Source organism: Pontibacter russatus, from assembly GCF_009931655.1.
GTDB classification, from domain to species: domain Bacteria; phylum Bacteroidota; class Bacteroidia; order Cytophagales; family Hymenobacteraceae; genus Pontibacter; species Pontibacter russatus.
Map to the genome: position 1 here is coordinate 3,337,966 of NZ_CP047984.1, position 17,887 is coordinate 3,355,852.

At 56.7% G+C, this 17,887-nt stretch carries 15 protein-coding genes, 1 pseudogene and 1 riboswitch; of the genes and pseudogenes, 6 read left to right on the top strand and 10 right to left on the bottom strand.

Annotated features, from left to right (window positions below):
- Positions 1-51 precede the first annotated feature (51 nt).
- Positions 52-914 (top strand): annotated as a pseudogene (locus GSQ62_RS13865) (SDR family NAD(P)-dependent oxidoreductase).
- A gap of 82 nt (positions 915-996) precedes the next feature.
- Here GSQ62_RS13865 and GSQ62_RS13870 read toward each other — a convergent pair.
- The 9 genes from GSQ62_RS13870 to GSQ62_RS13910 form a co-directional block, all read right to left on the bottom strand.
- Positions 997-1,425, bottom strand: coding sequence for a hypothetical protein (locus tag GSQ62_RS13870; protein WP_161890058.1), 429 nt, complete (start codon positions 1,423-1,425; stop codon positions 997-999).
- Between the two features lie 243 nt (positions 1,426-1,668).
- Positions 1,669-2,634, bottom strand: coding sequence for an AAA family ATPase (locus tag GSQ62_RS13875; RefSeq protein WP_161890059.1), 966 nt, complete (start codon positions 2,632-2,634; stop codon positions 1,669-1,671).
- A gap of 9 nt (positions 2,635-2,643) precedes the next feature.
- Positions 2,644-4,011, bottom strand: coding sequence for a peptidylprolyl isomerase (locus GSQ62_RS13880; protein WP_237586628.1), 1,368 nt, complete (start codon positions 4,009-4,011; stop codon positions 2,644-2,646).
- 110 nt (positions 4,012-4,121) lie between these two features.
- Complete coding sequence (locus tag GSQ62_RS13885) at positions 4,122-6,437, bottom strand: peptidylprolyl isomerase (RefSeq protein WP_161890060.1); 2,316 nt, start codon at positions 6,435-6,437, stop codon at positions 4,122-4,124.
- Positions 6,438-6,599: 162 nt separating this feature from the next.
- A complete protein-coding gene (locus GSQ62_RS13890; protein ID WP_161890061.1) occupies positions 6,600-7,013 on the bottom strand; it encodes an ATP-binding protein in 414 nt (137 codons plus the stop codon).
- Positions 7,006-7,344 carry an STAS domain-containing protein gene (locus GSQ62_RS13895; protein WP_161890062.1) on the bottom strand — a complete coding sequence of 113 codons (339 nt, stop codon included), beginning with the start codon at positions 7,342-7,344 and terminating at the stop codon, positions 7,006-7,008. The genes GSQ62_RS13890 and GSQ62_RS13895 overlap by 8 nt, the downstream gene beginning before the upstream one ends.
- Positions 7,345-7,364: 20 nt before the next feature.
- Positions 7,365-9,428, bottom strand: a complete 2,064-nt coding sequence (locus GSQ62_RS13900; RefSeq protein ID WP_237586629.1) for a GAF domain-containing SpoIIE family protein phosphatase — start codon at positions 9,426-9,428, stop codon at positions 7,365-7,367.
- Positions 9,429-9,821: 393 nt separating this feature from the next.
- The gene (guaB, locus tag GSQ62_RS13905) at positions 9,822-11,291 is read right to left on the bottom strand and encodes an IMP dehydrogenase (RefSeq protein ID WP_161890064.1); all 1,470 of its coding nucleotides are present in this window, start codon (positions 11,289-11,291) and stop codon (positions 9,822-9,824) included.
- A 324-nt stretch (positions 11,292-11,615) separates the two neighbouring features.
- Positions 11,616-11,933: a rhodanese-like domain-containing protein gene (locus GSQ62_RS13910; protein WP_161890065.1), complete on the bottom strand. Its 318-nt coding sequence runs from the start codon at positions 11,931-11,933 to the stop codon at positions 11,616-11,618.
- A 123-nt stretch (positions 11,934-12,056) separates the two neighbouring features.
- Here GSQ62_RS13910 and pnuC point away from each other — a divergent pair, with 123 nt between their 5' ends.
- From pnuC to GSQ62_RS13930, 4 genes are all read left to right on the top strand, one after another.
- Entirely contained in the window at positions 12,057-12,683 is a 627-nt protein-coding gene (pnuC, locus tag GSQ62_RS13915) for a nicotinamide riboside transporter PnuC (RefSeq protein WP_161890066.1), read from the top strand.
- 121 nt (positions 12,684-12,804) lie between these two features.
- Entirely contained in the window at positions 12,805-12,981 is a 177-nt protein-coding gene (locus GSQ62_RS13920; protein ID WP_161890067.1) for a hypothetical protein, read from the top strand.
- 163 nt (positions 12,982-13,144) lie between these two features.
- Positions 13,145-13,708 carry an ATP-binding protein gene (locus GSQ62_RS13925; protein WP_317164379.1) on the top strand — a complete coding sequence of 188 codons (564 nt, stop codon included), beginning with the start codon at positions 13,145-13,147 and terminating at the stop codon, positions 13,706-13,708.
- 3 nt (positions 13,709-13,711) lie between these two features.
- Complete coding sequence (locus tag GSQ62_RS13930; protein WP_161890068.1) at positions 13,712-14,587, top strand: aldose 1-epimerase family protein; 876 nt, start codon at positions 13,712-13,714, stop codon at positions 14,585-14,587.
- Positions 14,588-14,666: 79 nt separating this feature from the next.
- Here GSQ62_RS13930 and GSQ62_RS13935 read toward each other — a convergent pair whose 3' ends face one another.
- Positions 14,667-14,915 (bottom strand): hypothetical protein, encoded by a 249-nt coding sequence (locus GSQ62_RS13935; protein ID WP_161890069.1) that lies wholly within the window; start codon positions 14,913-14,915, stop codon positions 14,667-14,669.
- Between the two features lie 229 nt (positions 14,916-15,144).
- Positions 15,145-15,241, top strand: a riboswitch (TPP riboswitch).
- Between the two features lie 59 nt (positions 15,242-15,300).
- On the opposite strand from GSQ62_RS13935, the gene GSQ62_RS13940 reads away from it, so the two are divergent.
- A complete protein-coding gene (locus GSQ62_RS13940) occupies positions 15,301-17,772 on the top strand; it encodes a TonB-dependent receptor (protein ID WP_161890070.1) in 2,472 nt (823 codons plus the stop codon).
- Positions 17,773-17,887: the final 115 nt, after the last annotated feature.

Here is a 17,887-nt window from a genome sequence, read left to right on the forward strand (position 1 = left end):
TTAGTACAAGTTACCTGAGCACCAAAATAACCTATTAAAACCGAAAACAACATGGGAAACAGACTTGAAGGAAAAGTAGCCATCGTGACGGGCGGAGGATCCGGTATCGGCGAGGCCATCGCAAAGAAATTCGCCCAGGAGGGGGCCAGCGTGGTGGTGGCCGGACTGCCGGAAGACCCGGTGGAAGACGTGGCAAAAAGCATACAAGAGGGGGAGGCACGGCCATCGCCTTCGCCGGAGACCTGTCGGTGCTGGCAGTTGCAAACAGTTGCGTGGAACTGGCGGTGAAGCAGTACGGAAAGCTGGATGTCCTGATAAACAATGCCGGCACGTTCCCGGAAACGAACATGCTGCCCGACTTTTCGGAGGAGGCATTCGATTACCTGCTGAAGAACAACATCAAAACCACGTTCGCCATGAGCAAGGCGGCGCTGCCGGAACTGCAGAAAACAAAGGGTAACGTCGTGACGGCCGGTTCCGAGTCCGGTATACTCGGCATCGCCCAAAATGCACCGTATGGGGGCACCAAGGGCTTTAACCACGCCTTTGCAAAAGGGCTGGCGGCAGAGCAGGCGCAGACTGGCGTGCGCTCTAACATCGTGGCGCCCGGCCCCATCGACACCGGCTGGACGCACAAGGAAACCGGCCCGATGGACAGCAAAATGGAGCAGATGGTGACGCAGGGCACGCTGATGGGGCGCAGGGGCACGCCGGAGGAAGTGGCCAACGTATACCTGTTCCTGGCCTCAGACGAGTCTTCTTATGTGACAGGGGCCGTTTACCCAGTGGATGGCGGCACGCTCATCGCCAAAGGCCCCGCCGGAGACCAGGCCGCCTCCAGCATGAAGAAACAGCCGGAAAGCGACCTCAACCTCGAACACTCAAAGGACAGCCACACCTCCATGCGGAAGTAAAGTGACCTGTTACGAAACAGCCGCTGCCCTTATCCAAAGGCAGCGGCTGTAATCCATATATGGCAACTGGGGCCGTGCAGATTTAGGCGTTGAGGTATGGGTAGTTGAAGTGTTTCGGGCTGTGCAGCTGTTGCTGGGCCGCCATCACTTCCAGCGTGTGGGCTGTCTCCTTGAAGTACTCCAGCCGGCGATATAGCATCTCTTTCTGCAGCACCACGCCTGTGGCGGTTCTCATGTAGGCTTTCTTGTCTTCCAGCACATGGTGCACCACGTCGTTTACCTGCGCCTCGTTTTGCAGGTACCACTGTTGGAAATCCTCCACGCGCTTCGCCCCCGGCGTGTCCGAGCTGAAATCCAGCCCGTGCAGGCGCAGCACATCGGCCAGCAGGTTTACCTCCAGCGGAATAGAGGTGTTGTAAGGCATCGTGCCCGTTTGCAGGCCGCTGTTGAGAATGCCGACCACAGTGGCCAGGTTTTCTTTAAAATGAAGGAATAAAGCAGCCGCTTCCATATATAAAAAGGGGTAGGGTGATATATAGATTCCGGTGCAAAAGTACACCGATTTAGGTTACAAGCAATGTACCGTGGGGAAAGGCTGGATTGCTGATTGCTGGTTGTTGATTGATTAAGCAGTGATGTGTAGAATACTTTTCCACTTCTGAAATTGTATGTCCCGGATATATAAATCATATATAACCGAAGCCCTACATATAGAAGTTCAAGCGTATAACCCTATAACCATTTAGCAACCAGCCTAAAGCAACTCCTGTATGATGCGCTCCACGGTAACGCCCTCGGCCTCGGCTTTGAAGTTGCGCACGATGCGGTGGCGGAGAATCGGAAATGCCACAGCCTGCACGTCCTCGATGTCGGGGCTGTACTTGCCGTTGAGCAGCGCGTTGCACTTAGCGCCCACAATCAGGTGCTGCGAAGCCCGCGGGCCCGCGCCCCACTCCAGGTACTGGTTTGCCTGCGGCGAGGCCATCGGCATGTTGGGACGCGTCTGGTGTACCAGTTTCACGGCATACTCCACCACGTTGTCTACCACCGGTACGCGGCGCACCAGTTGCTGAAACGCGATGATATCATCGGCATGCAGAATCCTGTTAAGGCTGTTGACAACGGCCCCCGTCGTGTTCTTCACAATCTGCAGCTCCGACTCGTAGCTTGGGTAGTCCAGGGTGATGTTGAACATGAAGCGGTCGAGCTGCGCCTCGGGCAGGGGATAGGTGCCCTCCTGCTCGATGGGGTTCTGGGTGGCCAGCACGAAGAAAGGCTTTGGCAGATCATACCGGCGGCCGGCCACCGTTACCGCGTGCTCCTGCATGGCCTCCAGCAGCGCCGCCTGTGTCTTGGGCGGCGTGCGGTTTATCTCGTCGGCCAGCACGATGTTGGCAAACACAGGGCCGGTTATAAACTTGAAGTTGCGGTCTTTGTCCAGGGTTTCGGCCCCAACAATGTCAGACGGCATCAGGTCGGGCGTGAACTGCACCCGGTTAAAGCTCATGTCCAGCGAAGAGGCAATGGTATGGATCAGGAGCGTTTTGGCAAGCCCCGGAACACCCACCAGCAGGCAGTGCCCCTGACAAAAAACAGCCGTAAGCACTAATCTGACTACTTCCTCCTGCCCCACAATCACTTTCGAGATTTCGGAAGTGAGTTCCCTGTATACCTGGTGGAGCGCGTCGGCTGCTTCTTTGTCGGAGGTGAACTGCTTCATATAGGATGGTTATTGCATGAGTTGCTGGAGCCCGCCGCAATCCTGGTACTCCGGGTCAATTTCGATGAACACGGTCTTAATGTTCTTGCGGAACCACTCGTCCACGGCTTTGGTGCGCTTCTCGGCCAGGGCGGCATTCGAAATCCGCTGGTAATCGTCCTCCAGGTTAGCTAGGTGCGGCTTCGATTTTCCTTTCAGGTATATAATCCGCACGGCCTCCTTGCCGTCCTCTGTCGTGTACGGAATCGGTTTGGTTATCTCGCCCACCTCCATGGTGTCAATCACGAAGAAAATGGCCGGGTCTACCTGGTCCATGGAGATATAGGTACTGCCTGTAGAGCCGTTCTTCAACATGCCGCCGCTGTCCTTGGTGGCTTTGTCGTCTGAAAAATCTTTGGCGGCCTGTGCAAACGTGATGCTGTCGTTCACAATCAGGGTGCGGATGCTGTCCAGTTCCTCCACCGCCTCCTGCACATCTACGGTGGCCGTGGCAGGCTTGATGAGGATATGGCGGGTGTTGAACTCCTGCCCCTTGCGCTCGATCAGCTGAATCAGGTGGAACCCGAACTGCGACTCTACCACGTTGGAAATGCCGCCTGGCTCCAGGCGCAGGGCAGCCGCCTCATACTCAGGCACCAGTTCTTTCTTCTTGAAGAAACCCAGTTCCCCACCGTTTTGCGCCGAGCCCGGGTCCTGCGAAAACTCCCTCGCCAACGTAGCGAAATCCTCACCGGCCAGTATACGCTTGCGCAGTTCTTCCAGTTGCTCACGGGCCGCCTGCTTCTGGCTCTTGCTGATGGTGGCGTACTTCACTATCTGGCCAAGCTCCACCTCGCTCGAAAAGTAGGGAAGGCTGTCGGTGGGGATGCCGTTGAAGTACTTTCTGATTTCCTTCGGGGTCACGGTTACCTTGCCTGTGATCTCCTGCTGCATGCGCTCCATCACCATCTGCTCGCGCACGGTGCGGCGCAGGTCATCCTTCAGTTGGTTAATGCTTTTGTTGTAGTACTGCTCCAGGCGCTCCACGCCGCCCACCTGGCTGGCGAGGTACTGGATGCGGCGGTCCAGTTGGTCGGCCACCAGCGCCTCCTCCACCACCACAGAGTCGATTTCAGCGCGGGCCAGCAGCAGCTTGTCCTGCAGCAGCGACCGGAATATCTCGCACTTCAGTTCTTCGTCGGGCTGCTGCTTCGACTGCTGCAGGTACTGCAGGTAGCCGAACTCCACGTCGGAGCGCAGCACCACGTGGTTGTCTACCTTCGCGATGATGCCATCCACGGTGCGTTGCACGGGGCCCTGGGCAAACGCAGTGGAAGAGAAAGCCAGCAGGCATATGGCCGCGAGGGCTGTTTTGGCAAAATTTGATATGTTTTTCAAAATGGTAACAATTGATATGGATGCTTGCGCTAAAGTCAAACGCTCAATTTACTGCTTTATTCTGACTTAAGCCGTATGGGGTGCCGCAAAAAAGGGACCAGAAGGGTGGCTTACTGCCGCACCATCTTGTCTACCTCCTCCTGCTGCACGCTTACCGGGTACTTCTCGCGCAGTTCGTCTACCCACTGCTGCTCCAGGTAGTTCTGATAATCGGAGATAACGATGCCGCGCACTTCATCCAGCTCCTTGTAGGCTGGCTCCAGCACTTCCTCTATAATGATGAGGTACTCCCGGCCGTTCTGCTGCATGCTGTAGGTGCCTTTCTCCCACATCACGGCGTCTACCACCTTGTTTTCCCCTTTCGGGAATTTCTTTTTCGTAATCTGCACGCCCAGCGGGTTTTTGCTCTGGGCATTCAGCTGGTCGGCGAGGGCGCTGAGCTCGGTGGTATATAGCTTGAACGACACGCGGCGGTTGCGGCGGCGGCCGGTTTGTGTATTGTCGGGGCCTGCCTGCTCTTTTTTGCCCAGGCTGTTGGTGCTGAGCCTTTCGGCCGGAACGCCCTGCTCCACCAAATAGGCGGAAGCCCTGCTGGCGCGCTCGGCTGCCAGCTCTTTCTTGGCGGCGGCTTCGCGGGCGTCGGCATGGCCGTTTATATCCAGTGTCAGGCTCTTGTTCCCCTTCAGCATATCGGCCAGCTCGTTCAGCTTGGCGGTGCCTTCCGGTGTCAGGGTGGCCTTGTTCTGCTCAAACAGGATATCTGTCAGTTGGGCAAAGTTTACCGGATAGCGGCGCTTGCTCAGCTGCTCTTGCGCCTGCTGCAACAGTGCCTCGTTTGCGGCGCTGATGACGGTGGCCTGTACGCGCGGCCCCCACCTGTACTTCTCCCTGTTCTGCTCAAAGTAGTTCTTCAGGCCAACGGAGTCTTCTATCGCCTTCGCCCACACGTTGTCGTCCATCATCTGGAACAGCAGGATGCCGTCGTGGTACTCCTGCACCAGCATCCGGAAGTCGGGGTGTTTCTTCTCCAGGTTGGCCTTTTCGTATTCCATCAGGCTTTTGTCCACGTACGCGTCGTAGAGCAGGTTCATGGCGTGGGCGGCGGAACCGCCGGTGCGCGGCTGCTGCGCCTCCAGGGCGTATTTCCAGAAACTGCCCACCGTATAGGGCTTGCCCTGTATGGTAAAGAGCGTCTGCTCCTGCGTCTTATCCGCCCCATCATATGCCCACTTGCCCTGCAGCAAGTCGTTGGTGGCTTTGGCGATGGCCGCGGCCTTTGCCTCGGCATTCTCCGTAAACTGATTCTCCGCCTTGATGCGCTTCAGGAAAGCGGCCTTGTTCAGTTCGGAGCGGGAGTCTTTGGCTATTCTGTTGCGCAGGTTCTGCTCCATGTCCTCGAAGGGTGGCAGACCGCGTTTCTCAATCAGTTTGATGATGTGCCAGCCATAAGGCGTGAGCACCGGCGGTGCCACATCGCCGGGTTTTTGCAGGCCAAAAGCGGCCTCCTCGAAAGACGGAATCATGCGCCCGGTGCCAAACCAGGGCAGTTCCCCGCCATTGCCGGCCGAGTTGGCGTCCTCAGAAAACTCCGCGGCCAGTCTGTCCCAATCCTCGTTGCGCTGCACGCGCTTATATATGGCGTCCACGCGCTGTTTTGCTGCCAGCGAGTCGGCTTTGGGGATGCCGGGGGTGGCCCGCACCATGATGTGCGCCACGCGCACCTCGCCCTGTGCCTGGCGCTTGTCGTTCACCTTCACCAGGTGGTAGCCAAAGCGCGTGCGCACCGGCATGGATATACCGCCTACCGGGGTTTCGTAAGCCGCGTCCTCAAAGGGGTAAACCATCTGCAGGGCTGTGAAATAACCGAGGTCTCCCTTGTTTTCGGCCGCAGACGGGTCCTGTGAGTTTTCCTGGGCCAGTTTGCCAAAGTCCTCGCCCGCCAGGGCGCGTTTGCGCAGTTCCTGAGCGCGGTTGTAGGCTGCCAGCGTGTCCTCGGGGGCGGCGTCAGGGGCCAGGCTGATGAGGATATGCGAGGCATTCACCTCCTGCTTCATGCGCTCGTATGCCTCCTGCACCAGCTTCTCCGTCACGCTTTTCTCCGTCAGGTAGGGCTGGGCCAGCTGTTCCTTGTAGCCTTCCAGTTCACGTTTAAAAGCGGTGGTGGTGTCCAGGCCCATGCGCTCCGCCTCCATCACCTTCAGCTTGAAGTTGGTGTACAGGTTCAGGTAATCGGTGATGCTCTGGCGGGTGTAGGCGTCTTCGTTGCCGCCGTTGTTCTTCTCGTACACATAACGGAACTCGGAGGTGGAAACGGGCTGGGTGCCGAGTGTGGCGATGGCGGGTTCCTGGCTGTCGTTCTTCTTGGTTGCGGTGCAGCCGGCAATCAGCAGGGCCGCTGCCGCAACAAGTAGGGGATTGCTGCGCATAGGTTAATTTAAGACAAATTCTTTCTGTGGCTGACCGGGATCAGACGGTGCAATTTTAGTCAATTTTTCTGACAGATAAGTCAAAAAGCATAACCATAAACCAAATGCAGATGGTTTCGTTCCCGATAACGGCTAATGCGCTGGTAAAGTGTGCGGTTGGCTTTATTTGATCTTCTTGTAGAGCAGGCAGGTGTTGTGGGTTCCGTTGCTGCTGAACTCCACTTTGTCCATGATGCGGTTGACGAGGGCGATGCCCACGCCGCCCTTCTTGCCGAGCCGGATGTTCTCCTGGATATCCGGCTCCTTGTAGTTGGCGCGCTCAAACGCCAGGCCCTCGTCCGATATCTCAAACTTGAGCGTGTCTTCCTTCACCCGCAGGATACGGATGACGATGTGCTTGTTCGGGTCCTCGTGGTTGGCGTGGATAATGAGGTTGGCGCATATCTCGTCCACGGCCAGCACAATTTGGTTGAGCTGTATTTCGGTAAGGGAAAGGGCGCGCAGGTACTCCGTGACAAAGTCGCGTATTAACTTCAGGTTCTTCTTCGTACAGTTTACCCGAATGGAGTTATTCATTGGCGATACTCCTTGCTTCCTCGTAATCCGACACAATGGTCATCAGCAGGTCGAGGCCGAGGATCTCGAACACATTGCGCACCTTGTCCTGCATGTTATAGAATATCAGCTTGATGTGGGCGTCCTCGAAGCGCTGCAGGTGCGAGATAAACACCCCGAGGCCGGCAGAGGAGATGTAATGGAGGTTCTTGCAGTCGACCAGTATCCTGCTGTACTCCATTATTTCGGGGTCGGATAGTTCTTCGTCCAGCATCACGGAAGAGCTGGCGTCCAGTTCACCATCAAGCGTCAGAATGATGGTGTTTTCCTTAATTTCGTGTGTTATTTTCATCGGCATACTTTACGGGTTTATCATTTGTTAGGTTCAACGGGCTTAAACTTTATCACCAGCAGCGTCTGGTCGTCGTAAAGGTTGTCGGGGCCTGTAAAGTCCTGTAAATCATTGATGATAGCGTATTTTATATCCTCGGCCTCCAGGTGGTACGTCTGCTCCAGCATGTACTTCAGCCGGTCTTCGCCGTACTCTTCGTTTTTGGCGTTGCGGGCCTCCACTATCCCATCGGTATAGATCACCATCACGTCGCTCGGGTTGTAGTCGTAGTACATCTCCCGGATATGGTTGGCATAGCTCTTGTCGCGGATAATGCCCAGCCCCAGGCCATCTGTCTGGAAGTAGAACACATCGTCCATCATGGCGTTGTAATACAGCGTGTGGCAGTGCCCGGCCCTTGCGAACATGAAGCCTTTCATGCTGTAGTCTATGATGTAGAGCGCCGAAGTGATAAAGGAGGTGCGCTCCAGGCAGCGGCTCAGGGCGCTGTTGGCCTGCTTCATAAACTCGCTCGGCGGCATGTCCTGCTGCATCAGGCCGTGGAAAATCCCCTTCATCTGGGCCATGTGGAACGCGGCCGAGATGCCCTTGCCCGACACGTCGCCGATGATGATGGCGATGCGCGACTCGCTCAGCTGCAGGAAGTCATAGAAATCGCCGCCCACCTCCTTGGCGGCCACCGCGTGCGTACTTATCTCAAACCAACTGTCGACCGGAAAGTTTTTCGGAATCAGGCTTTCCTGCACCTGCGTGGCAATCTTCAGCTCTTCCTTGTAGCGCTCGGTCTGCAGCGACTCCGCCACCAGCCGCAGGTTCTCGATGGTGAGGATGGTCTGGCTGGTGAAGGTGCGCAGTACGTTCACGGTCTCACGGTCAAAGCCCTGCTCGATGTCCTTCAGCAGGTAGAGCACCCCGGCCAGGTGCTTCTTCGACTTGATGGGCAGGATGATCAGCGACTTCCAGGGCAGCATCAGGTCGCGGAAACCGGGGTTGCGGTTCAGGTTGTTGTTTATATAGTCGATGTTGTGGATGTTGTAGGCCAGCAGCAAATGCCGGATGCGCTTGATCTGGTCGCTGTTGACGTTGAGCAGTTGCGTGACCTGCGGCTCGCCGTTGCGGACAAGCTCGAACCAGGCGGCGCTGGCGTCGGAGGCTTTGATGGTGCTCTCGAACAGCATGTCATAAACCTGCGCCTCGCTCTGCCCCTGCTGGATGGACTGGCTCAGGCGCTGGAAGTTGAGCAGGTCCTCGCTCTTCTGCTCAAACACGCTGGAGGTGGGCAAGCTGAACAGCGACACCAGAAAGGCCGCCAGGGTGTAAAAGCCGACAAACATCATGGCCAGCAGCAGAAACCCCACCTGGGTGTAGTCTATCACCAGGTCGTGGCTGGTGGACATGCCCCGGAAGAAGCGCACAAAGATATAGCAGCTCAGCAGGATGGCGCCCAGCAGCACCAGCGACCGGCTCTTGTTGTTGAAGGTAAGGTATGCCACCCACTTCAGGTTGGTACACAGGAAGAGGATATAGAACCCCATCAGCGACAGCAGCGGCAGGAAGATGAAGCTGGTGTAGTGGAAGTTGAAGAGGGTGAGCAGCAACGTAGCGCCCAAGAGAAGCTCAAACCAGTCCCAGGCTATCTGCAGGAACCTGTTCTTGTGGTAGAGCAGCAACTGCCGCCATATATAAAAGGCCTTGGCCAGGAAAATGACCAGCAGGCCGAAGTTGATCTGGTACACCAGGTGCAGCAGCAGCACTGACTCTGTGTCGGCGTAATTGGTCATCACCCGGTAGCCCAGGAAAAGGGCCACGCTCAGGTAGGCCGCCACAGCCGCCTTCGAGAACAGGTTCCAGAGGTAGCCGATAAAGTCGATGCCCTTCAGCGCCTCTGCGCTCATGCGCTGGAAGAGAAACACAGCCACGATAAAAACGATGATGAGCAGGTTACTGACAAAGGGCAGCGCTATTTTGGCCGTGCCCTGCTCACGCATGCTCTCCGCCGACAGTAAGACGTTTGCTAACAGCAGAGCCCAGCTGACGACAGCGGAAATAACCAGCAAAGATTTCGCATTCGTCTTGTAAAGCATAAAACGGGTGTCCCCTGTCTTGTTTCCCTGCAACAGGATGTGGTTATTCTTTGATGTAATATTGGTGAAAGGTAATGAATTTTTCTGCTCTTTGGACAAAGTGTAGAATTGAGTTAGGGAAACCAACTTGCATAACGTAAAACGGAAGAAGGAGGTTAGCCTTCACCAACCGGCTTCTTCCGCTACATGGCATTGGCTCCAAAGAGGTGCGGGGCGCAGGGATCGGGGCAAAAGACGCTGCGCCCGAATGCCGTTCCGGCATCCTGATTCTCCGACCCTGAAACAGAGCCCGCCGTGTCTTTCGTCTGCGCGAACGATCCCGTACGGTTTATATATGGCTGCACCTGGCTGCCATATATAAACCTGGGTTCTCCACTTTTGAGGATGAGCTGCTTAGCGGCTGTAGTTGGGGGCCTCGCGCACCACCTGCACGTCGTGCGGATGGCTCTCGCGGAGGCCGGCACCCGTTATCTTCACCATCCTGGCTTCCTGCAGCTTCGCAATGTTCGGGGTGCCGCAGTAGCCCATGCCAGCGCGTATGCCCCCCACCAGCTGGTATATCACCTCCTGCACCAGGCCCTTGTAGGGCACGCGGCCTACGATGCCCTCGGGCACCAGTTTCTTCACGTTTGTCTCGCCGCTCTGGAAGTAACGGTCTTTCGAGCCTTCCTCCATCGCCTCCACGGAGCCCATGCCGCGGTAGGTCTTAAACTTGCGTCCCTCGTACAGGATCATCTCGCCGGGGGCCTCCTCGGTGCCCGCCAGCAGCGAACCGATCATCACGGTGCTGGCCCCGCCCGCCAGCGCCTTCACAATGTCGCCCGAGAACTTGATGCCGCCGTCTGCAATCACAGGCACGCCTGTTCCCGCCAGGCCCCGCACGGCCTCCATCACCGCCGACAACTGCGGCACGCCGATACCGGCAATCACGCGGGTGGTGCAGATAGAGCCGGGGCCCACGCCCACTTTCACGGCATCAGCGCCTGCGTCGGCCAGGGCCCTGGCGCCGTCGGCCGTGGCAATGTTGCCCGCGATCAGGTCCAGGTCCGGGAACGTGTCTTTTATTCTGCGGACGGCTTCCAGCACGCCTCTGGAGTGGCCGTGGGCCGTGTCAACGCTTATCACGTCCACGCCAGCCTCCACCAGCGCCCGCACGCGGTCCAGCACATCGGCCGTCACGCCCACGGCGGCCCCTACGCGCAGGCGGCCAAAAGTGTCTTTGCAGGCAAAGGGGCGGTCTTTCTTCTTCAGAATGTCTTTGTAGGTGATCAGGCCCACCAACTTGCCTTCCTCGTCCACCACCGGCAGTTTCTCTATCTTGTACTCCTGCAGAATATCCTCGGCCTTGGCCATATCGGTGCCCTTGGCCGCCGTAACCAGGTTTTGGGTGGTCATCACCGAGGACACGCCCTGTGTCAGGTCCTTCTCGAAGCGCAGGTCGCGGTTGGTGATGATGCCCGTGAGTTTGCCGGCATCGTTCACAATCGGGATGCCGCCGATTTTGTTGTCGGTCATGATCTGCACCGCATCGCCCAGGGTGGCCTTCTCGTTCAGCGTGATCGGGTCCAGGATCATGCCGCTTTCCGACCGCTTCACCTTGCGCACCTGCTGCGCCTGCTTCTTGATCGACATGTTTTTGTGGATGAAGCCGATACCGCCTTCCTGCGCCATCGCTATCGCCAGGTCGGCCTCGGTCACGGTGTCCATGGCTGCCGAAACAAGCGGTATGTTGATGCGGATGTTGCGCGTGAGTTGCGAGGAAGTGTCGGTCTGGTGGGGGAGAACCTCGGAGTAGGCCGGGAGTAGAAGCACGTCATCGTAGGTGAGCGCCTCGAATAAAATCTTAGACTGATCGGAGATCATGGCAAATAAATTAGGGGTTGTTATTTGCCGCGTAAAACTACGGAATTTCTTTGGATTACGCTGCACGCCATGCATATATATTTTCAGGGGCCGCCCCGCAGCAGTCTATATATAGCTGGTTGTTGATTGATAATTGCTATTTGTTAATTGTTAAAAGGTTATATGGCCGAATGAGGTAGCAGTCGCGTGCATGCAGGCCTGCAATTGTGCGGCTTCTGCACCTCTGGGAGGTCCATGCGCCGCAAGTTTATATATAAATCAGAGTCATCTGTGCCGCTCACTCAACCAATTAACAACAAACAACAAACAATCATCAACCAGCAATCAGTAGGTTGGCATGGTGGGGTCTACCTGCGTGGCCCAGGCGTGTATGCCGCCCTTAAGGTTGAGGAGGTTGTCGTAGCCGAGGCGCTGCGTGAGGTAGTGGATGGCCTGGGCGCTGCGGAAGCCGTGGTGGCAGATCATCACCACCGGAATGTCGCGGCGGATGCGGCTCGCCTGCTTCGGCAACTCGCCCAGCGGAACAAGCTCGCCGCCGAGGTTGCACAGCTCAAACTCGGCCGGCTCGCGCACGTCCACCAGTTGCAGGTTGGTGCTGCGCGACAAGCGCTCCTTCAGTTCCTGTGCCGTAATCTCGTCCATATTCTATATGCTCCTTGGGGGCTATAATATGTAGCGCGGCGCTTCCCGGTTTGTTGTGCGCGGGCCGCAAATTTAAGCAGCCGTTTGTTTACATCCCACGCCTGGCGCTTGTAACTTGCGGCGATGGATATCCTGCAGAATATAACCGAGGCATGGCAGGCCATGCAGCTAATCGAAGTGATAGGCGTGCTGACCGGCATTGTGAACGTGTGGCTGGCGGCCCGGCAGCATATATGGACGTGGCCGGTGGGGCTGGTGAGCGTGGCCATGTACGTGCTGGTGTTTTACGATGCCCGCCTCTACGCCGATATGGGCCTCAACGTCTTCTATTTCGTGACGAGCCTGTACGGCTGGTATATATGGCTGTACGGCGGCAAGAACCACACCGGGCGCAGGGTGGGGCGTGTGCGCCGGAAGGAGATGGCGGCGCTGTTGGGGCTGGGGGTGGTCTTTACCCTGGCGCTGGGCTACTTCCTGGACAATTACACCAACGCTGACCTCTCTTACGCCGATGCCGGCACCACGGCCATCAGCCTGATCGGGTACTGGATGATGGCCAAAAAGCTGCTGGAGAACTGGATTGTGTGGGTGGTGGTGGATGTGTTTTATGTGGGCATCTACTTCTACAAAGAGCTCTACCTCACCAGTTTCCTGTATGTGGTGTTTCTGCTGCTCTGCGTGAAAGGCTACCGCGACTGGCGCAAGGATTTACGGGTGCCGCAGCAGCCAGCCGTGCAGGCTGGCGCATAATGCTACTATTTCGTCTTTTTGTTAAAATCCGCAGGCGGCCGCATCTCGTACATGTTATCAGACACTGTTTCTGCGATTCCGCATTAGGGCGTAGATTATTTTACCACTAACCCTGCAGCATATGAGACAACGAAAACTGGAGTTACCTGAAGAGTTGAAGTTTGAGAACCGTTTGAAATGGGGGTACGAGTCGCCGGACGAAAGCCCGAAGCAGGTTCACCTGAACCAGTATGGCGAGAAGCAGCCGAAGGTAGTGGAGGTATATAACTTTTATGACTACAGCTTCTCGAGTAACTGAATAGTCAAACAGCGTTTAAGCAAAGGAGGAAGGTGTGGAAACACCTTCCTCCTTTGCTTATATATAATCTGATGCTTGTCCCTGCCGGGCGTCATTATATAGAGAGGCCGTGGCGCGACTTCCCCATATATAATCACGGTTCCGGTGCCTTTCAACAGAGTATATGATCCATTTTGCCGACCTTTGCCTCTATATGCTGAAAGTCGCGATTACAGGGCCGGAGTCTACGGGCAAATCCACGCTGTCGGAGCAGCTGGCCCTGCACTACAGTACGGTGTGGGTGCCGGAATACGCCCGTACCTATGTGGGCAACCTGGGGCGGCCCTATACCTTGGCGGATATAGAGGCCATTGCCCGGGGGCAACTGGCGCTGGAGCGGGAGGTGCAGCAGCAGGCGAAGGGCATCCTGTTCTCGGACACCGACTTGCTGGTGCTGAAGATATGGAGCGAGCACGCCTTCGGCCAATGCCCCGCCTGGATTACGGAGAAACTAAAGCGGCAGAACTACAACCTTTGCCTGCTGATGGGCGTTGATTTGCCCTGGGAGCCGGACCCGCAGCGCGAGCACCCGCACCTGCGCCAGTTTTTCTACGACTGGTACAAACGCGAGCTGCAGGCGCTGGGTGTGCCTTTTGTAGAAGTATATGGCCAGCAGCAGGAGCGCCTGCAACGGGCCCGCCGCCACATAGATACCTTGCTCCGCCAACACCAACTTCTGAAAAAATAAACTATGCAATACTTCTTAGAGAACGACCTATATAGAGTGGGGGTAGAGGGCCTGGGGGCCGAGCTGCAGCACTTCGTGAAGAAAGACGAAAACCTGGAGCTGATCTGGGTGGCCGACCCCGCCGTGTGGGCGGCCCATGCGCCTAACCTCTTCCCGATTGTGGGCGAGCTGCCAAACCAGCAGTATACCCACAACGGCAAAACCTACCACATGCAGCGCCACGGCTTTGCCCGCCGCAGCGAGTTCAAGCTGGTGGAGGAGCACCACGACAAGCTGGTGTTCGAGCTCACCTCCAGCGAGGAGACACTGGCGCAGTACCCCTTCAAGTTCAGGTTGCTGGTTGCGTACAAGTTAGAGCAGAGCACGCTTTCGGTTACCTATCAGGTCACCAACGCCGATAACGAGAAAATGTACTTTTCGGTAGGCGGGCATCCCGGCTTCAACGTGCCGCTGTACCCGAACGAACGGTATGAGGATTATTATATAGAGTTTGAGAAAGACGAAACAGTAAGCCGCCACCTGCTGAACGACGCGGGCCTGCTGAACGGTGGCACCGAGCGCCTGCTGGAGCAAAGCAACACCCTGCCCCTCGACCGCAGCTACTTCGACAAGGACGCCATTGTGCTGAAGCGCCTGAACTCGGAGAGGGTGACGCTGGCGAGCCGCGCCAACCCGCGCCGGATCGAAATGGATTTCAGGGGCTTCCCGTATTTCGGGATATGGGCGAAGCCAGGGCTGGCGCCTTATATATGCCTGGAGCCCTGGTGCGGCATAGCCAGCAGGGAGGGAGACTCCGGCGAGTTGCAGGACAAGGAGGGGATGAACGAGCTGCGCCCCGGCCAGATTTTTGAGCGCACGTTTACTGTTACCGTGCGCTAAAAGCGAAGGGTATATATAGCCGCGGCCCCCACTGAATCTTCATGTTCAGTGGGGGCCGCGGCTTTTATAGAAATTGCACTTAATGCAACGAGGGCTCCGGGAACTTCGGAGCTTTTATGTTTCTGAAGTCGTATTTCGGCTCAAAATCATTCAGGGGCAGTGAAATGCCCGGTGGCAGGTCCAAATCCGGCAAATCGTCGCCAAGCGGCTCTCCTCCGTCATCGTCGTTGTCAGTGGAGGGTGGGCGGTTAAATCTCTTGCGCGGAGCGAATGCATAGTAGGCCAGTATAGACAAGAGGGCTACGGTGTATAAGATGCTGATCATCATCGCGGTATGGCATTAATGTATTCCTGGTATATGGTGTTTGTGCTGTGGCAGAAAGTTCGCTCCCAGCGGGCGGACGGTTTGCTGCCCCGGTAGTCTTTACAACGTACTTTTGCCTAAACTGGTTATCCGTGAAAGACAAAATTTAAGCAGGTGTGCAGCGCCCGGTTCTAAAAGCTTTTCGGCGGGCGCGCAACCGACTTTGCTTTAGAACGGAAAGCCCGCTATCTTTGTGGCAGTTTAGGGGTGCCTTAATAAAACGGGCTGAGATCATACCCATTGAACCTGATCCGGGTAATGCCGGCGAAGGGAAAACACGGTAAACGAAATTTAACAGGATGCTAACCCCTGGCAGGCCTGTATGTTTCACCAGTTCATTTCAAGTACAATGCGTAATTTTTTGATTGCAGTGGCAGCCATGCTGTTGCCGTTGCAGCTGCTTGCCCAGTACCAGCTGGGCGGCCGCGTAACCAGTGCAGCCAGGGGCGAGGCCCTGGCCGGAGCCAACGTGGTGCTGGAGAACTCAGGCACAGGCGTGGCTGCAGGGGCCAACGGCACTTTCTCCTTCCCAAACTTGCCAGCGGGCAACTACACCCTGAAAGTGAGCTACCTCGGCTTTGAGCAGCAGCGGGTCGCAGTGGCCCTGCGGCGGGACACGGAGGTAGCCATAGCGCTGCAGCCGCAGGCCCTCCGGACGAGCGAAGTAGTAGTGCAGGCCACCCGCGCCGATGAGCACACCGGCACCACGTTCACCAACGTAGGCCAGGAGGAGATAGAAGCGCGGAATTTCGGGCAGGACCTGCCTTACCTGCTGGAGCAGGTGCCCTCGGTGGTAGTGACCTCTGACGCCGGTGCTGGCGTGGGTTACACTGGCATCCGTATCCGGGGCTCCGACATCACCCGCATCAACGTGACGGTGAACGGTATTCCGGTGAATGATGCCGAGAGCCACGGCGTGTTCTTCGTAAACATGCCGGACTTCGCCTCCTCGGTGCAGGACATACAAGTGCAGCGCGGCGTCGGAACCTCTACCAACGGGGCCGGTGCGTTCGGGGCCAGCCTCAACATCCAGACGGAGCAGGTGCGCCGCGAGGCCTATGCTGAGACAGACCACACCTACGGCTCCTTCGACACCTGGCGCAACAACGTGCGCTTCGGCACGGGCCTCATCAACGGCAAATTCGCCTTCGACGGCCGCCTGTCGCGTATCACGTCGGATGGCTATATAGACCGCGCCTCCTCCGACCTGAAATCCTTCTACTTCTCGGGGGGCTACTACGGCGACAAAACCTCCGTGAAGTTCATTACTTTTTCCGGCAAAGAGCAAACTTACCAGGCCTGGTACGGCACGCCCGAGGCGCTGGTATATGGCAACGCCGCCGATCTGCAGGCCTATATAAACCGCAACTATATAACCGGGGCTGACTCCGCCAACCTTGCAAACGCTGGCCGCAGCTACAATTACTACACCTACGACAACGAAACCGATAACTATCAGCAGGACCACTACCAGTTGCACCTGGCACATGACTTTATGCCGGGCCTGAGCTTTTCCGGGGCATTGCATTATACCTACGGGCGGGGCTACTACGAGCAGTTTCGTGCTGACGATGACCTGGCGGATTATGGCTTGGCCGATATAATGATCGGTGGCGATACCGTCTCCTCCACCGATCTTGTGCGCCGCCGCTGGCTCGACAACGATTTTTACGGCACAACCTATGCCCTGCAGTACAATCCTGACAGTCGCCTGAACGCCACTTTGGGCGGAGCCTGGAACAGATATGACGGGCGCCACTTCGGGGAAATCATCTGGGCACGTTACGCCTCCACCTCCAACATCCGCGACCGGTATTACGAGAACGACTCGGAGAAAACCGATTTCAACATCTTCGCAAAAGTAAATTACGGCCTCACGGACAAGCTGTATGTGTTTGGCGACCTGCAATTGCGCACGGTCAGGTACTCCTTCCTAGGGTATGACAATGACGGCGAGAACATCACACAGGAAGCGGATTATACTTTCTGGAATCCGAAAGCGGGCATGACGTACAGCCTGCAGCCGGGGCACCAGTTCTATGCCTCTTACGCGATCGGTAACCGGGAGCCCGTGCGCGACGATTTCACCGAGTCCTCACCCAGCAGCAGACCCAAGCACGAAACGCTGCGCAACGTGGAGGCAGGCTACCGTGGCCATATGGGCTTAACTGAACTGGCCGGGCAGTCGCTCTCGGCGGACGTGGAGCTGAACTACTTCTATATGGACTACAAAAATCAGCTGGTGCTGACGGGGCAGATCAACGACGTGGGCGCCTACACCCGCACCAACATCGACGACAGCTTCCGGCAGGGCGTGGAGCTGGCCGGGACTTTGCGTTTGGGAGAAGCCGCCACGCTGAGCAGCAACCTTGCCTATAGCCGGAGCAGAATCAACGGCTTCAGTGAGTATATAGATGACTATGAAACGGGCGATCAGGTGCAAAATAATTACAACGAAACCACCATTGCCTTCTCCCCGGATTGGGTAAGCACCAGCCAGCTGGAGGTGCAGGTGCTGCAGGGGCTGCGGGCAGCTTTTATATATAAAACCGTAAGCAAGCAGTACCTTGACAACACCGAGAACGACAACCGGATTATACCCGCCTACCAGGTGGGCGACCTGCGCTTCCGCTACAACATCGGCTTCAAAAACCTGCTGAAAGAGGTGGAACTGGGGCTGCTGATCAACAACGTGTTCAACGAGAGGTACGCGGCCAACGGCTATACCTACAGCTATATATATGGCGAGCAGGTAACGGAGAATTTCTACTACCCCCAGGCCACCCGCAATTACCTGCTGTCGGTGGGGCTGAAGTTTTAAGTTTGCTGAGTTTGTATATAGAAAAAGCCTTGCCGTCTGGCGGGGCTTTTTTTTATGGATTGGCGGCTAATTTGTTAACTTGCTTATACAGACTGTTGCAGTGCTGGACAACAAG

Coding starts and splice junctions, on each gene's coding strand:
- GSQ62_RS13925 (WP_317164379.1), top strand. CDS start 13,145: ATGATCCATTTTGCCGACCTTTGCCTCTATATGCTGAAAGTCGCGATT.
- GSQ62_RS13885 (WP_161890060.1), bottom strand. CDS start 6,437: ATGCGCAGCAATCCCCTACTTGTTGCGGCAGCGGCCCTGCTGATTGCC.
- pnuC (WP_161890066.1), top strand. CDS start 12,057: ATGGATATCCTGCAGAATATAACCGAGGCATGGCAGGCCATGCAGCTA.
- GSQ62_RS13910 (WP_161890065.1), bottom strand. CDS start 11,933: ATGGACGAGATTACGGCACAGGAACTGAAGGAGCGCTTGTCGCGCAGC.
- GSQ62_RS13875 (WP_161890059.1), bottom strand. CDS start 2,634: ATGAAGCAGTTCACCTCCGACAAAGAAGCAGCCGACGCGCTCCACCAG.
- GSQ62_RS13920 (WP_161890067.1), top strand. CDS start 12,805: ATGAGACAACGAAAACTGGAGTTACCTGAAGAGTTGAAGTTTGAGAAC.
- GSQ62_RS13940 (WP_161890070.1), top strand. CDS start 15,301: ATGCGTAATTTTTTGATTGCAGTGGCAGCCATGCTGTTGCCGTTGCAG.
- GSQ62_RS13930 (WP_161890068.1), top strand. CDS start 13,712: ATGCAATACTTCTTAGAGAACGACCTATATAGAGTGGGGGTAGAGGGC.
- GSQ62_RS13935 (WP_161890069.1), bottom strand. CDS start 14,915: ATGATGATCAGCATCTTATACACCGTAGCCCTCTTGTCTATACTGGCC.
- guaB (WP_161890064.1), bottom strand. CDS start 11,291: ATGATCTCCGATCAGTCTAAGATTTTATTCGAGGCGCTCACCTACGAT.
- GSQ62_RS13895 (WP_161890062.1), bottom strand. CDS start 7,344: ATGAAAATAACACACGAAATTAAGGAAAACACCATCATTCTGACGCTT.
- GSQ62_RS13890 (WP_161890061.1), bottom strand. CDS start 7,013: ATGAATAACTCCATTCGGGTAAACTGTACGAAGAAGAACCTGAAGTTA.
- GSQ62_RS13870 (WP_161890058.1), bottom strand. CDS start 1,425: ATGGAAGCGGCTGCTTTATTCCTTCATTTTAAAGAAAACCTGGCCACT.
- GSQ62_RS13900 (WP_237586629.1), bottom strand. CDS start 9,428: ATGCTTTACAAGACGAATGCGAAATCTTTGCTGGTTATTTCCGCTGTC.